Raw genomic sequence first — 17,851 nt, 5'->3', positions numbered from 1 at the left:
ATTGTGGTAATAAAAAGCTTGGCTTATGTACGCCTTGGATTGCGATTTCAGCCGATCGACCGAATAGACTGCTGGAACGTTCGGTTAGCTCCGCTTGCGTGAGCCGCCAAGTGTCACGCGAACGCTGTGCTTCTGACCGTCATCAACAAGTGGTATTTGTTCCGTATGGAGCGTCTTGCCATCGAGCTCGACGGAGGCCACACCGGAACTTACGCCATCAGGATTTTCGACCGCGATCAGATAGTGCGTGATGCCACGATGTCCGCCGCGATGACGATAGGTGATCTCAAAGCGCGGCCACGACGTCGGGACACATGGATTGATCAGCAGATGGTCGCCCAGTCGTTGAAAGCCCAGAATGGCCTCCAGACCGGCTCGGTATAGCCACCCTGCCGAGCCGGTGTACCAGGTCCAGCCGCCGCGGCCGATATACGGATCTACCGAATAAACGTCAGCGCAGGCTACATAGGGCTCCACCTGATAGCGGGCCACCGCCTCCACGGTTTCACTGTGGCGGATCGGGTTGAGAATATCGAACAATGCCGCTGCGTGATCACCCTGACCAAGCATGGCATAGGCAAAGATCGACCATGTCGCGCCATGCGTGTATTGGCCGCCGTTCTCGCGGATGCCTGGCGGGTAGCCTTTGATGTAGCCGGGATCCAGTGGCGTGTGATCAAACGGCGGCGTGAACAGCAGCGCAATTTTTTCATCGCGCTTTATCAAATATTTCTCAACGGATTTCATGGCCAACGCTGCATGGGCAGGATCGGCCACCCCGGACATGAGGCTCCACGACTGTGCGATCACATCGATCCTGCACTCCAGGCTCTCGTGTGATCCAAGGGGCGCACCATCATCGTAATAGCCGCGCCGATACCATTCCCCATCCCATCCCGGCGTCCCTTCAAGCACTTTCTGCAGGGCATCGGCATATGTCTGCCATCGATAGGCGCGCGCCTGCTCATCACGAGCACGGACGTACGGCAGAAAAGCATGGATGGCCGACAGCAGAAACCAGGCCAGCCAGACGCTTTCACCGCGGCCTTTGGCGCCGACGTTGTTCATGCCGTCGTTCCAGTCACCCGCGCCCATCAAGGGCAAGCCATTTGCGCCCAACGTCAAACTCGAGTCAATCGCCCGTGCGCAATGCTCGTATAAACTGCTTTTTCCATTGGCGATCCCGGGCAGATAAAACGCGTCGGTATCGCCATCCTTGATCGCCGCCCCTTCAAGAAATGGCAGCATCTCATCCAGAACGGCAGTATCTGCAGTGGTTTTAACGTAGTGAGAAGCGACATACGCAAGCCATATACGATCGTCGCTAATCCGTGTGCGAATCCCCTGCCCGGATGGCGGCAACCACCAATGCTGCACGTCCCCTTGTGCGAATTGTCGCGCCGCTGCTCTCAGCAAGTGCTCGCGCGCGAGATCCGGGCGCGCCACGCACAAGGCCATCGAATCTTGCAATTGATCGCGGAATCCATAGGCGCCGCTCGCCTGATAATAAGCAGTGCGCGCCCACATGCGGCAAACCAGCACCTGATACAGCAGCCAGTCGTTGAGAAGAATGTCCATCGCACGATCTGGTGTGCTTACCTGAATGGTATCGAGCAAATCGTTCCATTGCGTGTGAACATCATCCAACGCAGCGTCGAGATCGACCGTACGATACTTTTCTACCAGGGCTTGTGCCTGATCGGGCGATCTGGCCTCGCCAAGCAGAAAGGTGATATCGAACTGCTCGCCAGGCGAAAGATCGATGGATGTCTGCAACGCACCACAGGGAGCCAGCCCGGCTCCGATCTGCCCGGATAGCGGTGAATTGCCAGTCAGCGCAGCAGGTCGATCAACGGCGCCGTGGCACCCTAGAAACTTAAGCCGATCGCCTGTCATCGAATGCTGCAAGCCGCCAAGATCCATAAACGCAACGCGCTCGTGGAACTCGGCCCGCCATGCGTTGCGCGCCAACAACGCGCCCGTCACGGGGTCGCGTGAGGTGACCACAAATGGTGCCGGCACGGTGCCGTTCGCACCCAGTGCCCACTCCACGTAAGCAGTGATCGACAAGCGTCGCTTGCGATCCGAGTCATTGCGCAACGAAAGATGCGAAAGCTTGACCGGATCATTGGTAGGCACGAACTGCAGCAGATCGACCTCGATGCCATGCGCATGGTGCGTAAAGCGACAATAGCCTTTACCGTACTCGCAGGCATAGTTCACCGTTGGGACGCGAATCGGCGCAGCCGTGGCGCTCCATAGCTCGCCGCTGTCCAGGTCGCGCAGATACAGCACCTCATGCGGTGTATCGCTGACCGGATCGTTCGGCCAGGGCGTTAGTGGGTTCTGCTGACTATTGCTCGACCAGGCGTAGCCACCACCCTCTGCCGACACCAAAAATCCGAAGTCGGGATTGGCGATGACATTGATCCACGGTTGCGGCGTGTGTTGCTCACTCTTGAGGTTGATGATGTAGCTACGCCCGGCGTCACTGAATCGCCCCAGACCATTACCGAACTCGCCAGCCGACGTCGAAGCTTTTGAGCGGAACATCCGCGAAATGCCAGGCGAAGCTTGATGAGCGGCCGTGGTGGATGTATGAGCATGGCTTTCTTGGCGTTGCGTTGCTGTTTCAGGAAAGCCTGTGGAAGCGTCCAGCAAGATACGAGAGGCGGTGATCAGGCCTGCCCGCACGGCGTCGGAAATATCGCGATCACGGAGCACAAATGCTTGCGCCGTGACAGCCGACGAATCGGCCTTGAGTCGATCGCTCTGAGTCTTCGCTCGTTCACTCAGCGCCGCGAACAATGCGCCGTCATCACCGGAAGTCGTATCCAATAGAACGATGTCGACGCCCAATTGCTTTGCCTGCCAGTAACACTGGGCCAGGAGTAATTCATGCACAAACGCCATGTTGGATGCTTCGCCTATGCGCAGCAGAACGATGGGCCGATCACCGGAAATGCCGCAACTCCATAGAACGGGCGGACCACCAACACCGATGGCGAGCAGTTCGCCCGATGGCCTGAAGGCCGCATCAGCGTAAAGCAACGCTGCGTTAAGGCCATCGAAACGCGAAGCCAGAGCTGCGCTGATTCCCAGGCGTGTTCGTTGCGCATCCGCATGCGCCTTCGCGTCCGCAAGGACATCGTCGCCCAAGCCACGTTCGTCCAATGCGCTTATCAGCGTAAGCGCATCCGATCGTGTGCTGGCGACCGCAGTCAAGAACACTACCCGCACGCTGGCACCAGGCGGTACCCGCACGCGGCGGCGCAGGCTGAAAATCGGATCCAGTACGCAACCGGAGGATTTCGAGAGCACAACACCACCTTGCATGGCCTGTGCATGCCGCAGCGTGCGGCCGCGCCCCAGGAAGCGCATGCGATCGGTTTCATAATCGCACTTGCCATCAGAATCAGACTCGACCATCACCCTATGCGCTGCCCATACTTCCGGCTCGCTGGATGAGCGACGACGGCGTGTCGCCAGCAGGGTGCTCCCCTGCTCCACCCATTCGGTCTGGACAAACATCTTGGAGAAGGCGGGGTGCGCTGCATCGCCAACGCCCGGCCCTAACACAAGCTCCGCATACGAAGTCAGCGAGATCTCGCGCTCACTCACCCCTTCATTGCTGAGTGTGATCCGTCGCCATTCGAGATCGCGATCGCCGGCCACCGCCACATCAAACTTGGCGGTTAGCGAGCCGCGCTGGCGAGTCATGCTGACGTGATCGTCATATAACGTCGTCGCATCGTTGTCACCAGCTATGCCGTAGGGCTGCGTGCTTGGCGACCAGACCTCACCACTCTCTTCGTCCCGCAACAACAGGTAACTGCCCCATTCATCACCTACGGGATCTTCACGCCAACGTGTGATGGCAAGCCCGCGCCATTGGCTATAGCCGGAGCCTGCGTCATTCAACATCACAGTGTAATGCCCATTCGAGAGCAGTTGCACGCGTGATGGAGGATCTATCTGCAATGAAGACTGGGGCGGCATGAGGCGTGAAACTCTCGCGTGCACGCGATGCGATATGACATCGCATCTCAAGCGCTCAAGCATACCGCCCTGTGGGCGTAATGTTGTGTGAAGCTAACGTTTTGTATGCGCAGCGCTTACACGGCACATGCACGTGGTGCGGCATCATGGTTAAGCTTGCCCACGAATCGCTCCGCATGAGGAACTCAAGGTGAGCGATGTTTTCATATGAATTCATCGCACGGGAAGCAACAAGGACGATCAGAGGCACAGCGTGTCCCGACATCACTCCACATCAAGGCCTTGCCCGACATGAAAGAGGCTCCACCTGGCCCAGCAACATTGCTCGGGATTCATACGATGGCAGAAGCGACCGCCGTTACGAACGAAGCCATGCTGGACCAATTGCAGCGCGCAGCGTTCGATTATTTCCTGTTAAACGCAAATTCACACAATGGCCTGGTAGCAGATACCTCGCGTCCTGGCTCACCGGTGAGTATCGCCGTGGTGGGTTTTGCGCTCTCGTCGTATCCAGCCGCCGTCGAGCGAGGCTGGCTGGATCGGCGTGATGCCGTTCGCCGCAGCCTTGCGGCGTTACGCTTCTTTCGTGATAGCGACCAGAGTGGCAGCCCCACGGCCACCGGCTACAAAGGCTTCTACTTCCATTTCCTCGACATCCAGACCGGTGCCCGCATGTGGAATTCGGAGCTGTCGATGATCGATACCGCACTGCTCATCGCTGGTGTACTCACTGCACGCATGTACTTCACGGCGCAGACCGAGGATGAGACGGAGTTGCGAGAACTGGCTGAATTTCTCTACCAACGTATCGATTGGCGCTGGTCCCAGGGTGGCGGTGACACGATTCGGCAAGGTTGGAAGCCCGAATGCAGTTTCCTGCATTACGGCTGGGAGGGGTACAGCGAGGCCATCTTGCTCTACGTGCTGGCCATGGCGTCACCCGACCATCCGATTACCGCCAGTTGCTACAAATCATGGACCGCCACCTACCAATGGGAAAACCTGTACGACCACGACTATCTCTATGCGGGTCCTTTGTTCGTCCACCAGTTTTCACATGCGTGGATCGATTTCCGTGGTATCCGCGACCGCTTCATGCGCGAGGCGCGCTCAGACTACTTCGAGAACACGCAGCGCGCTGTCGATATCCAGCGCGAGTACACGCAACGCAATCCCCATGAGTATGTCGGTTACGATGAGCATTGCTGGGGCCTTTCCGCCTGCGATGGCCCAACGGACGCGCGGCCTGACTTGTCCCATGCGCCACATCGGGTGTTTGGCTATGCCGCGCGCGGGGTACCGTATGGTCCCGACGACGGCACGCTGTCCGCGCCCGCGGTGCTGGCATCGCTGCCCTTCGCGCCCGAAACCGTCATGAACTCGATACGCAACATGATCGATCGGTATCCGGACATGATGACGGATGGTCGCCTGGCCACCAGCTTCAATCCATCCCTCCCTGATGCTCAGGGCCGTCCGTGGGTATCGGCAGGACATTACGGGCTCGACCAGGGCATCGTATTCATGATGATCGAGAACCACCGCACAGGAAGCATCTGGCAGTTGATGCGCGACTGTTCTTACATCAACGACGGACTGCATCGCGCTGGATTTCGTGGCGGCTGGCTGCAGCAGCTTGCCGCTCATGAAAGGGAGTCAAACTGATGTCGCTATCATTTATCACACCCGAGGATGCGTATGAGCGCGAGCGCATCGCCAATGTTCGTCCGCATACCTGGAACAATCCGCCCCCGACCACGCCCTACCAATTGGTGATTATTGGTGCCGGCCCCGCTGGCGTCGCAGCAGCAGAAGTGGCCAATGCCCTCGGTGCGCGGGTCGCATTAATCGAACGCGACATGATTGGCGGCGACTGCCTCACCAATGGCTGCATACCCTCGAAAACCATGATCCGGACCGCGCAGCTGTACGCCGAAATGCGCGACGCACGGCGCTACGGCGCCGAGATGCCGAGTGATATCACGGTTGATTTTCCTGCCGTCATGGAACGCGTCAGGCGCATTCGCACCCACCTCAGTGGTGGTGTCTCGGCTCAACGATTGGCCCAGGAAGGCATCGATCTATTCTTCGGCGATGCCCGTTTCACGGGACCGGATGCCTTGATGATCAAGGGAGAAATTCTTCGCTTCGAGAAGGCGCTGATTGCGACCGGCGCCCATCCCTTAATCCCACCCATTCCTGGATTGGCCGAAGCGGGATACCTGACCAACGAGAATGTGTTCGACCTGACGGAGCTGCCACGCCGACTGCTGGTCATTGGCGGCGGACCACTCGGTTGCGAACTCGCCCAGGCGTTCTGTCGACTGGGTTCAAAGACCATCATCGTGCAGGACAAGCCACTATTCCTCGGCAAGGAAGAACGCGATGCCGCTCAGATTCTTTCCGATGCGTTTGCGCGCGATGGCATCGAGGTTCGCCTGAACACCACAGCGGTTGCCGTGCGCATGGAAAATGGCGAGAAGCTGATCGACCTCGTTAGTGACGATTATCGAAATAAGGTAGCGGTTGATGCCATCCTCACCGGTATTGGTCATTTGCCAAATGTCCGGCAACTCGGTCTCGAAGTGGCCGGTGTTGATTACGACATCATCCACGGCGTACACGTCGACGACTTCCTTCGCACCAGCAATCCAAACATCTATGCTGCCGGTGACGTGTGCCTGGAACACAAGTACACCCATACTGCAGAGGCTGCCGCACATATCGTGGTGGAGAACGCACTGTTTGGCGGTCGGGAGCGCCTGAGCGAACTGGTCATTCCCTGGTGCACGTTTACCGACCCGGAAATCGCACACGTGGGTCTGTATGTGCGCGAAGCCAATCGACTGGAGATTCCGATAAAGACGTTCACCATTCCCATGCACGAAATCGATCGTGCAGCGACGGACAGCCAGCAAGATGGCTTCGTGAAAATTCACGTCAAGGGCCGCACCGACAAGATCCTTGGCGCGACCATCGTTGCCCGCCATGCCGGGGACATGATCAATGAGGTCACCCTGGCGATGGTGGCCGGCATCGGATTGCGCACACTCGCCAGAGTCATTCATGCCTACCCCACCCAGGCTGCGGCCATCCAGAAAGCTGCGCAGGCCTATTACCGTACGCGTTTCACGCCAAGCATCCAGGCCAGGGCCAGACGCTGGCTGGCTCGATAATGTCGCAATAAGGATGGCTGCCGGGACTCAGGGGGCATCGCCCTTGAGTGCAGCATCGACGATCTGCTGCGCTTCCTGCAGGATTAATTGCAGATGCGCGTCGTCCCTGAAACTCTCCGCGTAAATCTTATAAATATCTTCGGTACCGGAAGGGCGCGCGGCAAACCAGCCACTGGCGGTGGACACCTTGATGCCTCCGATAGGAGCATCGTTGCCCGGTGCGCGATCGATCACGCGTTCCACCTTTTCGCCGGCCAGCGTGGCGCTCTGCACCTGCTTTGGTGAGAGTTTGGACAACCGCGCCTTCTGCTCAGGCGTCGCAGGTGCTTCGACGCGATCAGCCAATGGTTCGCCCAAGGCTTGTACCAGTGCCCGATAGCACTCACCAGGATCGCCATCATGGCGCGCCGTGATTTCCGCCGACAGCAATGCAGGGACGAGGCCGTCTTTGTCCGTCGTCCACACCGCACCATTACGACGCAGAAACGAGGCACCCGCGCTTTCCTCACCACCAAAACCCAGCGAGCCGTCGAGCAGCCCATCCACAAACCACTTGAAGCCCACTGGCACTTCGTAGAGCCGGCGCCCCAACTGTTTGGCGACGCGATCAATCAACGCGGTGCTTACCAGGGTCTTGCCAACCGCCGCCGTGGCGCTCCATTGCGGACGGTGATGGAAGAGATAGTCGATCAGCACCGAGAGGTAATGATTGGGCTCCATCAAACCGCTACTGCGCGTGACGATGCCGTGGCGGTCGTGGTCCGTATCGCACGCGAAGGCCACGTCATACTTGGATCGCAAGCCTATCAATCGTTGCATCGCATAGGACGATGACGGGTCCATGCGGATCTTGCCATCCCAATCGACCGTCATGAAGCCAAACTGCGGATCCACCACCTCACTAACCACAGTGAGATCAATCTTGTAGCGTTCCGCGATCGGCGCCCAATAGTGCACGCCAGCGCCACCAAGCGGATCGACACCCATATGGATGCCGGCACTGCGTATTAGATCGAAATCGATCATGCCGCCGAGATCACCAATATAAGTGTCGAGAAAGTTGAACTCATGCGTGGTCGAGGCATGACGAGCCTGCGCGAATGGCATTCGCCGCACTTCTTTCAGGCCACCTCGCATCAAGGCATTCGCGCGATCTTGAATCCAGCCCGTGATATCGATGTCGGCAGGTCCACCGCTGGGTGGGTTGTACTTGAAACCGCCATTGTCAGGCGGGTTGTGCGAGGGCGTAATTACGATGCCATCGGCCCATCCAGTGCTGCGCCGGTGGTTGTAGCCAAGGATGGCATGGGACACCGCGGGCGTCGGAGTGAACTCTGCGTGGCTCGCGATCATCGTTTCGACACCATTCGCGGCCAGCACCTCCAGCGCACTTTCGAAAGCCGGCTGCGATAATGCGTGGGTATCGATACCGATATACAGCGGACCATCGATCTGCCTGCTTTTGCGGTACTCGCAGATCGCCTGACTGATCGCCAACACATGCCACTCGTTGAAGCTTCGATCGAACGAGCAGCCGCGATGGCCGGAGGTTCCAAAGGCGACCTGTTGCGCTGGCAGTGACGGATCGGGACGGAGTTCCGTGTAGGCATCCAGCAGTTTGGATACGTCGACCAGCAGAGATGGCGGCGCTGGTTTTCCCGCAAGCGGGTTTATAGCGGTGCTCATGGATGTGACTCCCGCAAGATGTCGTTATTCCCGCGAAAGCGGGAATCCATTGTCGGCTCCAGGCATCAGAGCAACATGGATTCCCGCTTTGGCGGGAATGACGGCAAGGTAAATCGGCCCATAACAGCAAGGTAAGTCGGCGGCTGATACAAGTAGCGAGCATGACCCACGCCACGTTAAGACCGGGCATGAATGACCTTGCTGTCACGTTACGCTTGCGTCGACTTGCATCCACGTCGTCATTCAGCAGCGCACGTCGATGTAGTGATCCCGGCCATCGTCGATAAGAAAGATGCATTGGCCGGCCTGGAGTTCGCCATCCAACCTGACTTGATCGCCAACCTCATCCCCATCCGATCGCCACACGGTAATGTGGTAGTCCGTCTCGGCATGCCGATAATCAAGCTTGAACGACGGCCAGTCGGCTGGCAGCACCGGCGCAATACATAGATGCTCGCCTTCCATGCGCAGACCCAGCAGCGACTCGACGATCAGCCGATACATCCAGCCCGCCGAGCCGGTGTACCAACTCCATCCACCGCGTCCCACGTGCGTGGCTGCTGCATAGACGTCGGCCGCAACGACATACGGCTCGACCTTATAAATAGCCATGGTCTCGTCAGACAGGCTGTGGTTGACGGGGTTGATCATGCGCAACAGTTCCCATGCGCGCTCACCATCGCCCAGCCGTGCGAAAGCCATCGACGCCCAGATGGCAGCATGCGTGTATTGACCACCGTTCTCGCGCACACCGGGCACATAGCCTTTGATATAGCCGGGGTCCAATGCGAAACGATCGAATGGCGGGTCCAACAATTGAATCAGCCCGATGTCTCGCCGCACCAGGCGCTGGTCCAGAGATCTCATCGCCTGTCGCCGCCGATCATCGCCTGCTGCACCGGACAGAACCGACCAGCTTTGTGCGATCGAGTCGATCTGACATTCGTTGCTGCCGGCCGAGCCCATAGGTGTTCCATCGTCGTAATACGCACGGCGGTACCAGGCACCATCCCAGCCGTGCTGCTCCAGGCTTACCTGCAACTTCACGGCCTCGGACTCGCAATACGCGGCAAAAACCGCATCGTCGTGCAAGCGCGCCATGGGTGCGAACTGCAGCAGCACGTCGTAGAGAAAGAAGCCGAGCCAGATGCTTTCGCCGCGGCCGTGCTCGCCCACCCGGTTCATGCCATCGTTCCAATCACCACAACCGATCAACGGCAATCCATGCACGCCACGCGGAGCCGCATGCTCGATCGCGCGTACGCAATGCTGGTAAAGCGTTTCCCGCAACTCAGAACGCGCCGGAAGATCGTAATAGGACTCCTCATCGAGATTGACCGGCCGTCCTTCGATATAGCCGGCGACTTCATCGAGCACAGCGCTGTCCCCCGTCACAACGACATAACGACTGACTGCCAATGGCAGCCACAGATAGTCATCGGAACAACGAGTGCGTACCCCGCGATCCAGCGGCGGATGCCACCAATGCTGGACATCGCCTTCCGGAAACTGATGCGCAGCACAAAGCAACAGATGCTGACGTGCGCTGTAGGGCGCTGCATGCACCATCGCCATGGAATCCTGCAACTGGTCGCGGAAACCGATGGCGCCGCCGGACTGGTAATAGCCGCTGCGTGCCAGGAAGCGACAGGCGATGGTCTGGTACATCAACCAACCATTGACCAAAACATTGACCGCTGGATCCGGCGTTTGTACTTGCACCTTGCCCAACATCCAGCGCCAGTGAAGTCGCACGACATCGAGTGTGGCGGCGGCGGTGCCAAGCCCACGGCATCGCTGCACCAGATCACTTGCTGCCTTGGTGCCATGGGCCATGCCGAGCCGAAAGATAATTTCGTATTCGTCGCCGTCATCCAAATCAAACGGAATCTGGATCGCCCCGCAAGGATCCAGCCCCGCCCCCACCTGACCCGAAAGACGCGCATTCGCCATGGCCGCGGGCGCACGCGCGCTGCCATTTCGACCCAGGAATTCGCTGCGATTACCGCTGATGCTGCGCGCGGGATTGTCGACATCGAAGAACGCCACCCGTTCGGGAAACTCCATGTTGTAAGCGTTGCGCGCAAACAGCGCCCCGGTCATCGGATCTGATTCGGTAACCACATGCATGCCCGTGCGGGAAGAAAGATCGCCCAGCACCCATTCGACATAACCGGTGGCAGACAGGCGCCGCGGACGACCGGAGCCATTACGCACTTTCAGCACCATGAACTTCACGGGCAAATCCAAGCCCACATAGATCCACAATTCCGTGCGGATACCGTCCTCGGTGTGCTCGAACACGCTGTAGCCGAACCCATGGCGAGTCACATACACGCCCTCGCCGCGTCGCGGTAGGGGCGTGGGCGACCAATAGCGTCCGGTTTGCTCATCGCGCAGGTAGATGGCCTCGCCGCACGTGTCGGTGACCGGATCATTGTTCCAGGGAGTCAGGCGAAATTCGTGCGCGTTCTCGGCCCAGGTATAAGCCCCTCCGCTTTCGGACACGATGCTGCCGAATTGCGCGTTGGCCAGCACATTTACCCACGGTGCTGGCGTGGCCTGTCCTGGCGCCAAGGTGATCACGTATTCGGCACCGTCGGCACTGAACCCGCCATAGGGGCTGCTCAGAAGGAGCGTGTCCGGCACCGTTTCAGGTGTCTCCTGAGCTCGAGCGAACTCGGGGATGCGACTCTCGGTAATCGGCAAGAGCGCAGGCTTTGTCTGCAGTTGGCGTCGGCCGATCTGTTCGGCAAGACTGCCGCGATTGTCAGCCAGCACCAAGCGCGCGACAGCCTGCATCAAGATGCGATCCTCGCTGGAAATCTGCTGAACCGAACGTACGAAGATGCCGCCGGGCCGCTCGATCAGGCTTGCTTCGACGCCCGACGCGATCATGCCCATGATCATGTCCTGCAGTTGCTGGCGATAACCGGCGTGGTCACCGTTCCAGATCACCAGATCCACCGCCAGACCCTTGAGTCGCCAATACGCATGCGCCTTGACCAGTTGGCGTACCAGCTCGATATTCGCCAGATCGGAAATCTGCAGCAACACGATGGGAAGATCGCCGGAGATCGACTGCCCCCACAGTCCGGATTGGCCACGCCGGTTGGCGCGCAATACGCTGGCTTCTGCACGCAACGATGCGTTGGCGTAGATGATCGAAGCTGCCATTTGCTCGTAGAGCTGAGCATCGGTAAGGCTGGCGTTGAGCTGGCGCAGCAAGACTTGGCTGTGCGTCCAGGCCAGATCGAACACACGGTCAGCCAGATGGCGGTCGCGATATTTCTCAATCAAGTGCACGCAGGCATCGCGGCTGTCGCTCACGCCGGTAACCATGTCCACCAATGCCGACTGCTCCGGCTCAAGCGTGATCCGGCAGCGAATGGCGATGATCGGATCGAGCACCGAGCCTTCGCTATCGGAAAGGCGACCATTACCATTATCGCCCTGATCCATCGCTGCGGGATGAGCCACGCTGCGGCCCCGTCCGATAAAGCGCGCGCGATCGGTTTCATAGGATATTTCGTCGATGTCGGCATCATGCACGGCCATCAGATGACACATCCATGGCACGTGTTCGTTGCTCGAACGCGGCCGGCGCGTGCAAACGATGGCTTGCAAGGCGCGAATCAGCTCGGTTTGCACGAACAAATTGCTGAAGGCCGGATGTAGCGCATCAGCGATGGCCGGGGCCAATACCACCTCGGCATAGCTGGTGATCTCGATGGTGCGGCGCGTCCGTCCGCGATTGGTCAGTCGAATGCGGCGCAGCTCGATGTCGTCCTCCGGAGACACCACGATTTCCGTATGCGCATCGAAGTCACGCTCGCGTATGCGGAACTCGGCACGCGCATCGGAGAAAATCGCTTCGTAATGCCCTGTCTTCTTGAGCGTTGGCTGATGCGTGGCAGACCAGTATTCGCCACTGGCCACATCACGCAGATAACAGAACATGCCCCAGTTATCGCAGCTGAAATCTTCACGCCAACGCGTGACAGCCATGTCTCGACAGCGACTGTAACCACCACCGGCACTGCTCACCATGACGTGATAGCGGCTGTTTGAAAGCAGCTGCACGGCGGGCCTGGCCCGATCGGGATCGGTGAAGACGCGTAGCGTGGTTTCCGGGGTGAGCGTCGATCCGTTGGCAGTAGGAAACTCCGCGGTATGCAGATATTCCACGGCACTCTTGGGCATGCGCTCCTGCAGCAGGAGCAGGGTTGCCTGGAGACTGGGGTCGGAAACAAAGCGCTTCTGCATCGGCTGTTGCCCAAGCACGTGATCCAGCGCCAACAGACTCATGCCTTGGTGATGCGCCATGAACGAACAGATCACCGCCGAACTCTGTCCGCGTGGCAAACGCGCCGGCGTGTAATCCACCGCTTCATACAAGCCAAAGCGCCCTTCCAGCCCGTCAGAAGCCAGTCGCTGCAAATTGGCGCAGGCCGCTTCGGGCGTCACCATCAACGCCAGCGCCGTAGCGTAAGGCGCCACCACCATCTCTTCACCGAGCCCGCGTTTGAGACCCAGGCCAGGAACGCCAAAGGCGCGGTATTGATAGTTCAGATGGGCATCGACCGTGTTGTATCCGGACTCCGATATTCCCCACGGCAAATCGCGCTGGTTGCCGTATTCGATCTGCCGGGCCACGGCAGCACGGCAAGTCTGATCGAGCAAGGTTCCCTCGTAACTGGGCATCACCAGCATCGGCATCAGGTACTCGAACATCGAGCCGGTCCACGACAGCAGCACCGGGCCGCCGCCCGTGGTGGTCAACAGCCGGCCAAGCGTGAACCAGCTCTCCTGCGGCAGTTGCTCCTGTGCAATCGCGACAAAACTGGTGAGTCGCGCCTCGGAAGCAAGCAGGTCATAAAACGCATTATCGAGCCGGCGTTCTTCCAGGTTGTAGCCGATGGCAAGCAAGTCGCGGTGCGCGTCATAGAGAAAGCCATATTCCATGACGGCCAGCTCGCCCAGCTGCTGCGCGGCTTGCCCGATGGCATCGATACATTCGGCGGCATCACGCTGAATTTCGGTGAAGACAGATGAGGTGAAGTCAGCACGAAACTCCGTGCTCGCAGCGGCCAATCGGCGTAACGATGGGATGCCGTGCTGCCCCACACCTTCATTGATAGGTGCAGCGGATGCGAAACGGCCAAGATAGCTACTGAGATCACGACATTGCACCAGCAGGGACGATAACCAGAAGCCGATATCGTCTTCGGCATCAACGTCCAGCAATGCTGAGATCGCCTCACCTTGCTCGAGTAACCGTCTCACGCAAGCTTCCGCTTCAGCCAGCGTTTCAGGCACTGCCGCCCGCGCAGCATCCAGTTGATGTTGGAAGTTCTCAAGTACGCCCGCATCTGCATTGCGCGCTTTCAAGGTGTCACGCAAAACGTCGATCGTGTCGCCCACGCCATCCAGCAGGTGTCTATCGAATAGCGGAGCATCGACCAGCGCCAACAGGCCTGCACGTAGCGTCAGCAAATGTCCAGCAAGATTGCCGCTATCGACCGCGGAAATGTAGCGCGGCGGCAGTGGTTGCAGAGAAAGCGTGTCATACCAGTTATAGAAATGCCCGCGATGCCGCTCCATGCGCTGCATGGTATGAAGGGCTCCAGTCGTGCGCTCCAACAAACGCGCCACCGTCAGATAGCCGAAATCGTACGCCGCCAGATTGGCCAGCAGTGACAAACCCATATTGGTCGGCGACGTGCGGTGCGCGATGACCAGTGATGGTTTTTCCTGAATATTGTCAGGCGGCAACCAGTTCTCCTGCGGCCCGACATGCGTTTCAAAAAAGGCCCAGGTCTTGCGCGCCAAGGTACGCAGGAAACGCAATTCGCCGGCGGCCGGCTCATAGGTGACGCGTGCTGGCGGCTTGCTTAACCGCCAAGCAATGGCTGGCGCCACCAGCCATGACAGCAGAATGGGCCCCGCCACGACCAACGAAAAGGGCCGCCAAAGCACCAACGCCAGCAACACAAACACTGCAAGGCATGGCGCAATCCACATCAAACGATAAAGCCCGCGCAACGTCGTCGTGCTGGTGCGATTGATTTCCCGCGAAGCGCTCCATTCCAAAAGGCGTCGCCGACTGATCATCACTCGCCACAGCGTGCGAACCACCGCATCCAGGCTGTACAACGCTTCGTGAGGCAGCCACACCAACATGAGCAACGCGCGCAAAAAATGCTGCCCCGTGGAATATAGGGCCTCACGAAGGTGCTGATTCAGCGGCACATCGCGCGACTTCTGGAACAAACCCAGCAACGAGGTCAGCAATGGCGGCAATAACAGCACAGCCAATACGCCCACTGTCCACCAAACAACCGGGGAAATGACCAGCCAGCCAAACACGAGCAGCACAAGCAAAGCGGACGGCACCAGGCTACGCCGCAAGTTGTCGAAGATTTTCCAGCGCGACAGCGCGGACAACGGACCTGATGCCTGCCCCCTGGTTCGTGTCGGAGCCCAAGGCAACAACCAGGGCAAAAGCTGCCAGTCGCCGCGAATCCAACGATGGCGGCGATTGACGTCTGCGCTGTAGCGGGACGGATATTCCTCGTAAAGCTGCACGTCACTGATCAAGCCGGATCGCGCATAGCAGCCTTCAACCAGGTCATGGCTGAGAATGCTATTTTCCGGAAAGCGGTCATCGATGGCCTGCTCGAACGCATCCAGGTCATAAATGCCTTTACCAATAAACGAACCTTCGTAAAACAGGTCCTGATAGACATCTGATACGGAGCGAGTATACGGGTCGATGCCCGCGTCGCTGCCAAACAAACGTGCGTACATCGATCGCGTTGCGCTTGGCAAGCTGATGCCTACCCGCGGCTGCAAAATAGCGTAACCGGCAACAATCCGTCGCTTGCGGGCATCGTAAACAGGACGATTGAGCGGATGCGCCATGGCACCGATGAATTGGCGCGCCGTACCACGCGGCAGTTGGGTATCCACATCCAGTGCGATGACATACCGCACGTCTTTCAGCGCATCAATGCGCCCCACAATCAACGAGAACCGGTTAGCATCTCCACCACGAAGCAGCGCATTGAGATCCGCCAGCTTTCCGCGTTTGCGCTCGTAACCCATCCATACTTTTTGAACAGGGTTCCAGCGTCGCGGGCGATGGAACAGGAAGAAGCGATCCAGGCCGGGAGCGGCATAGATTTCGTTGAGCGCATCGATTCGCCGCTGCGCCATCTGCAGCAGCAAAGCATCCTGTTCCAGCACTTCGGCCTTGGCGTCCGTGAAATCGGTCAACAAGGCGAAATGAAGATGCTCGTCGCGATTGGCAAGAAAGCGTACTTCCAGGCCCTCGATAAGATCTTCCACGTCTTGCGCATCGGAGAACATGGACGGAATGACCACCAGGGAACGCATCTGCTCCGGCAGGCCCTCCGAATAATCCAGGCGAGGCAGCATTTGCGGCGTCACGACAATGCTTGTCAACCAATTCACCAGGCTTATCGCCAGTTGACTGGCCACGAGCGCGATTAGCAGGGCGATCAGCACATGTGCAGAGCCATGCACCCCGCTGCCCTCGACCGCATGCAACAGAGGCCATGCGAGCAAGGCCGTGATCAACACCGTCGCACCGAGGTAGACCGTCAGCGGCGCCTTATGAATGAGTTGCCGCGAGATCTCCGCAAAGGGAAGCCGCGCAGCAACGCGTCGCTCCAGCGCAAGTAACCCTTTATCGACCAGGTAAAAACCCACATGCGCCTCGACGCTCCCGCGATCCATCAGCGCGTGTTCGCGGGCAAGTGCGATAGCCGCTTGCGCCACCTCGGCCTCAGACAAGGCACTGTGCCTCGCCAACCGCTCCACCACGTGGCGATAGTGGTCACGCGTGGTGAAATCCATCGTGCCATACACGCCGGTAGGATCCTCGTGCAGGATGCGCTCGACGACGCTGATGTGCTCAACGAACTCACGCCAGTCCATGGCCGACAACATGCGTAGACTGCCGATGCTGTTACCGATGGAAACCTGATCAGCAGCTTGCTGCTGCGCCTCCATCTGCACCAGGCGTTCAATGCTCAAGCCTGATTCGGCAAGACGCTGTTCGATCCAGTTAAGCGCCAACGCCAGCGCCGGGCCCTGCCCTTGCAATCGCCGCGTGAGTTCTGCCACGAAGGAACTCGCCATCGGCGGATTGGAGCGGGCCATATCAGCCACAGTAAGCACCACGCTTTTCGGATCACTCTCCGCAATTTCCGTCATCCGGTCAGCCCATTGGGTTGCCAGATTGCGGTCATTCCAATCGACCATGACACGCGATGCCACACGACGCAGGTTCTCGATCAACGCCAACCGAAGCATGATCGGAATCGCCCACAATTCGCCGAGCGTGAGTGCATTGACGGTCTGATACGAAGCAACGAAGCGACTCAGGCTTTCGTTATCTACGCGCCCGTCACCATGGGAGATCGTTTCCAGCGCAATGTCGTACACGCGTGGCAACCGGGCTGATGGACCGTTGAGTAATCGCGGCAACTCACGGCTATAGCCTTTGGGCAGATGCCGCTGTGCGGTGCGGATCTGTTCTTCGATCAGGTAGTAGTTGTCGAGCAGCCACTCCGCCGCAGGCGTGATGCGGCCATCTGCACGATGGGCTTGCGTGAGCATCTGGCAGGCATGCTCAAGCGCGACCTCGTTGTCTGCCAGGCGCGCCAATAGCGCATTGGCCCGGGAATGCGCACTGAACCGGTGCGTTTGGGCCAGCGCCGCGCCGTACTGATCCATCTGGTCGGCGCTAAACAGCTCCGAACGTAGAGCCGGCTCGGGCGTGTGCTCGATGTGCCGCCGCCATGGGGAATAGCGACGAAAAGCGGCCTGGAGGCGATGAAGCTGAAATGCGTTGAACGGATTGCCGATCTTCAAAAGTCATCTTCCCTTCAGAGATCAAGCAGAGCGACGAGGCAAAAGAAAGGCTATCGCGCCGATACCGAGGCATCGTCGATCCAATCTGT

5 protein-coding genes are annotated in these 17,851 nt (G+C 58.9%); 2 read left to right on the top strand and 3 right to left on the bottom strand.

Annotated elements, in window-relative coordinates; genetic code table 11:
- Positions 1–84: 84 nt before the first annotated feature.
- Positions 85–3,999, bottom strand: coding sequence for a GH36-type glycosyl hydrolase domain-containing protein (locus ISN74_RS09635; RefSeq protein WP_188799120.1), 3,915 nt, complete (start codon positions 3,997–3,999; stop codon positions 85–87).
- 339 nt (positions 4,000–4,338) lie between these two features.
- On the opposite strand from ISN74_RS09635, the gene ISN74_RS09630 reads away from it, so the two are divergent.
- The gene (locus ISN74_RS09630) at positions 4,339–5,664 is read left to right on the top strand and encodes a glucoamylase family protein (protein WP_188799119.1); all 1,326 of its coding nucleotides are present in this window, start codon (positions 4,339–4,341) and stop codon (positions 5,662–5,664) included.
- Positions 5,664–7,175, top strand: coding sequence for a mercuric reductase (locus ISN74_RS09625; protein WP_188799118.1), 1,512 nt, complete (start codon positions 5,664–5,666; stop codon positions 7,173–7,175). The genes ISN74_RS09630 and ISN74_RS09625 overlap by 1 nt, the downstream gene beginning before the upstream one ends.
- A gap of 27 nt (positions 7,176–7,202) precedes the next feature.
- Here the strand turns inward: ISN74_RS09625 and pgm are convergent, their stop codons facing one another.
- Together pgm and ISN74_RS09615 are read right to left on the bottom strand one after the other, a co-directional pair.
- The gene (gene pgm, locus ISN74_RS09620) at positions 7,203–8,861 is read right to left on the bottom strand and encodes a phosphoglucomutase (alpha-D-glucose-1,6-bisphosphate-dependent) (protein WP_188799117.1); all 1,659 of its coding nucleotides are present in this window, start codon (positions 8,859–8,861) and stop codon (positions 7,203–7,205) included.
- A gap of 243 nt (positions 8,862–9,104) precedes the next feature.
- Positions 9,105–17,762, bottom strand: coding sequence for a glycoside hydrolase family 94 protein (locus ISN74_RS09615; protein WP_188799116.1), 8,658 nt, complete (start codon positions 17,760–17,762; stop codon positions 9,105–9,107).
- Positions 17,763–17,851: the final 89 nt, after the last annotated feature.

The organism is Dyella caseinilytica, from assembly GCF_016865235.1.
Classification (GTDB): Bacteria; Pseudomonadota; Gammaproteobacteria; order Xanthomonadales; family Rhodanobacteraceae; genus Dyella_B; species Dyella_B caseinilytica.
This window is presented reverse-complemented; position numbering and strand designations above follow the sequence as displayed.

What these genes read in the sequence shown, in the direction of transcription:
- ISN74_RS09635 (WP_188799120.1), bottom strand. Translation starts at nt 3,999, where the DNA reads ATGCCGCCCCAGTCTTCATTGCAGATAGATCCTCCATCACGCGTGCAA.
- ISN74_RS09625 (WP_188799118.1), top strand. Translation starts at nt 5,664, where the DNA reads ATGTCGCTATCATTTATCACACCCGAGGATGCGTATGAGCGCGAGCGC.
- pgm (WP_188799117.1), bottom strand. Translation starts at nt 8,861, where the DNA reads ATGAGCACCGCTATAAACCCGCTTGCGGGAAAACCAGCGCCGCCATCT.
- ISN74_RS09630 (WP_188799119.1), top strand. Translation starts at nt 4,339, where the DNA reads ATGGCAGAAGCGACCGCCGTTACGAACGAAGCCATGCTGGACCAATTG.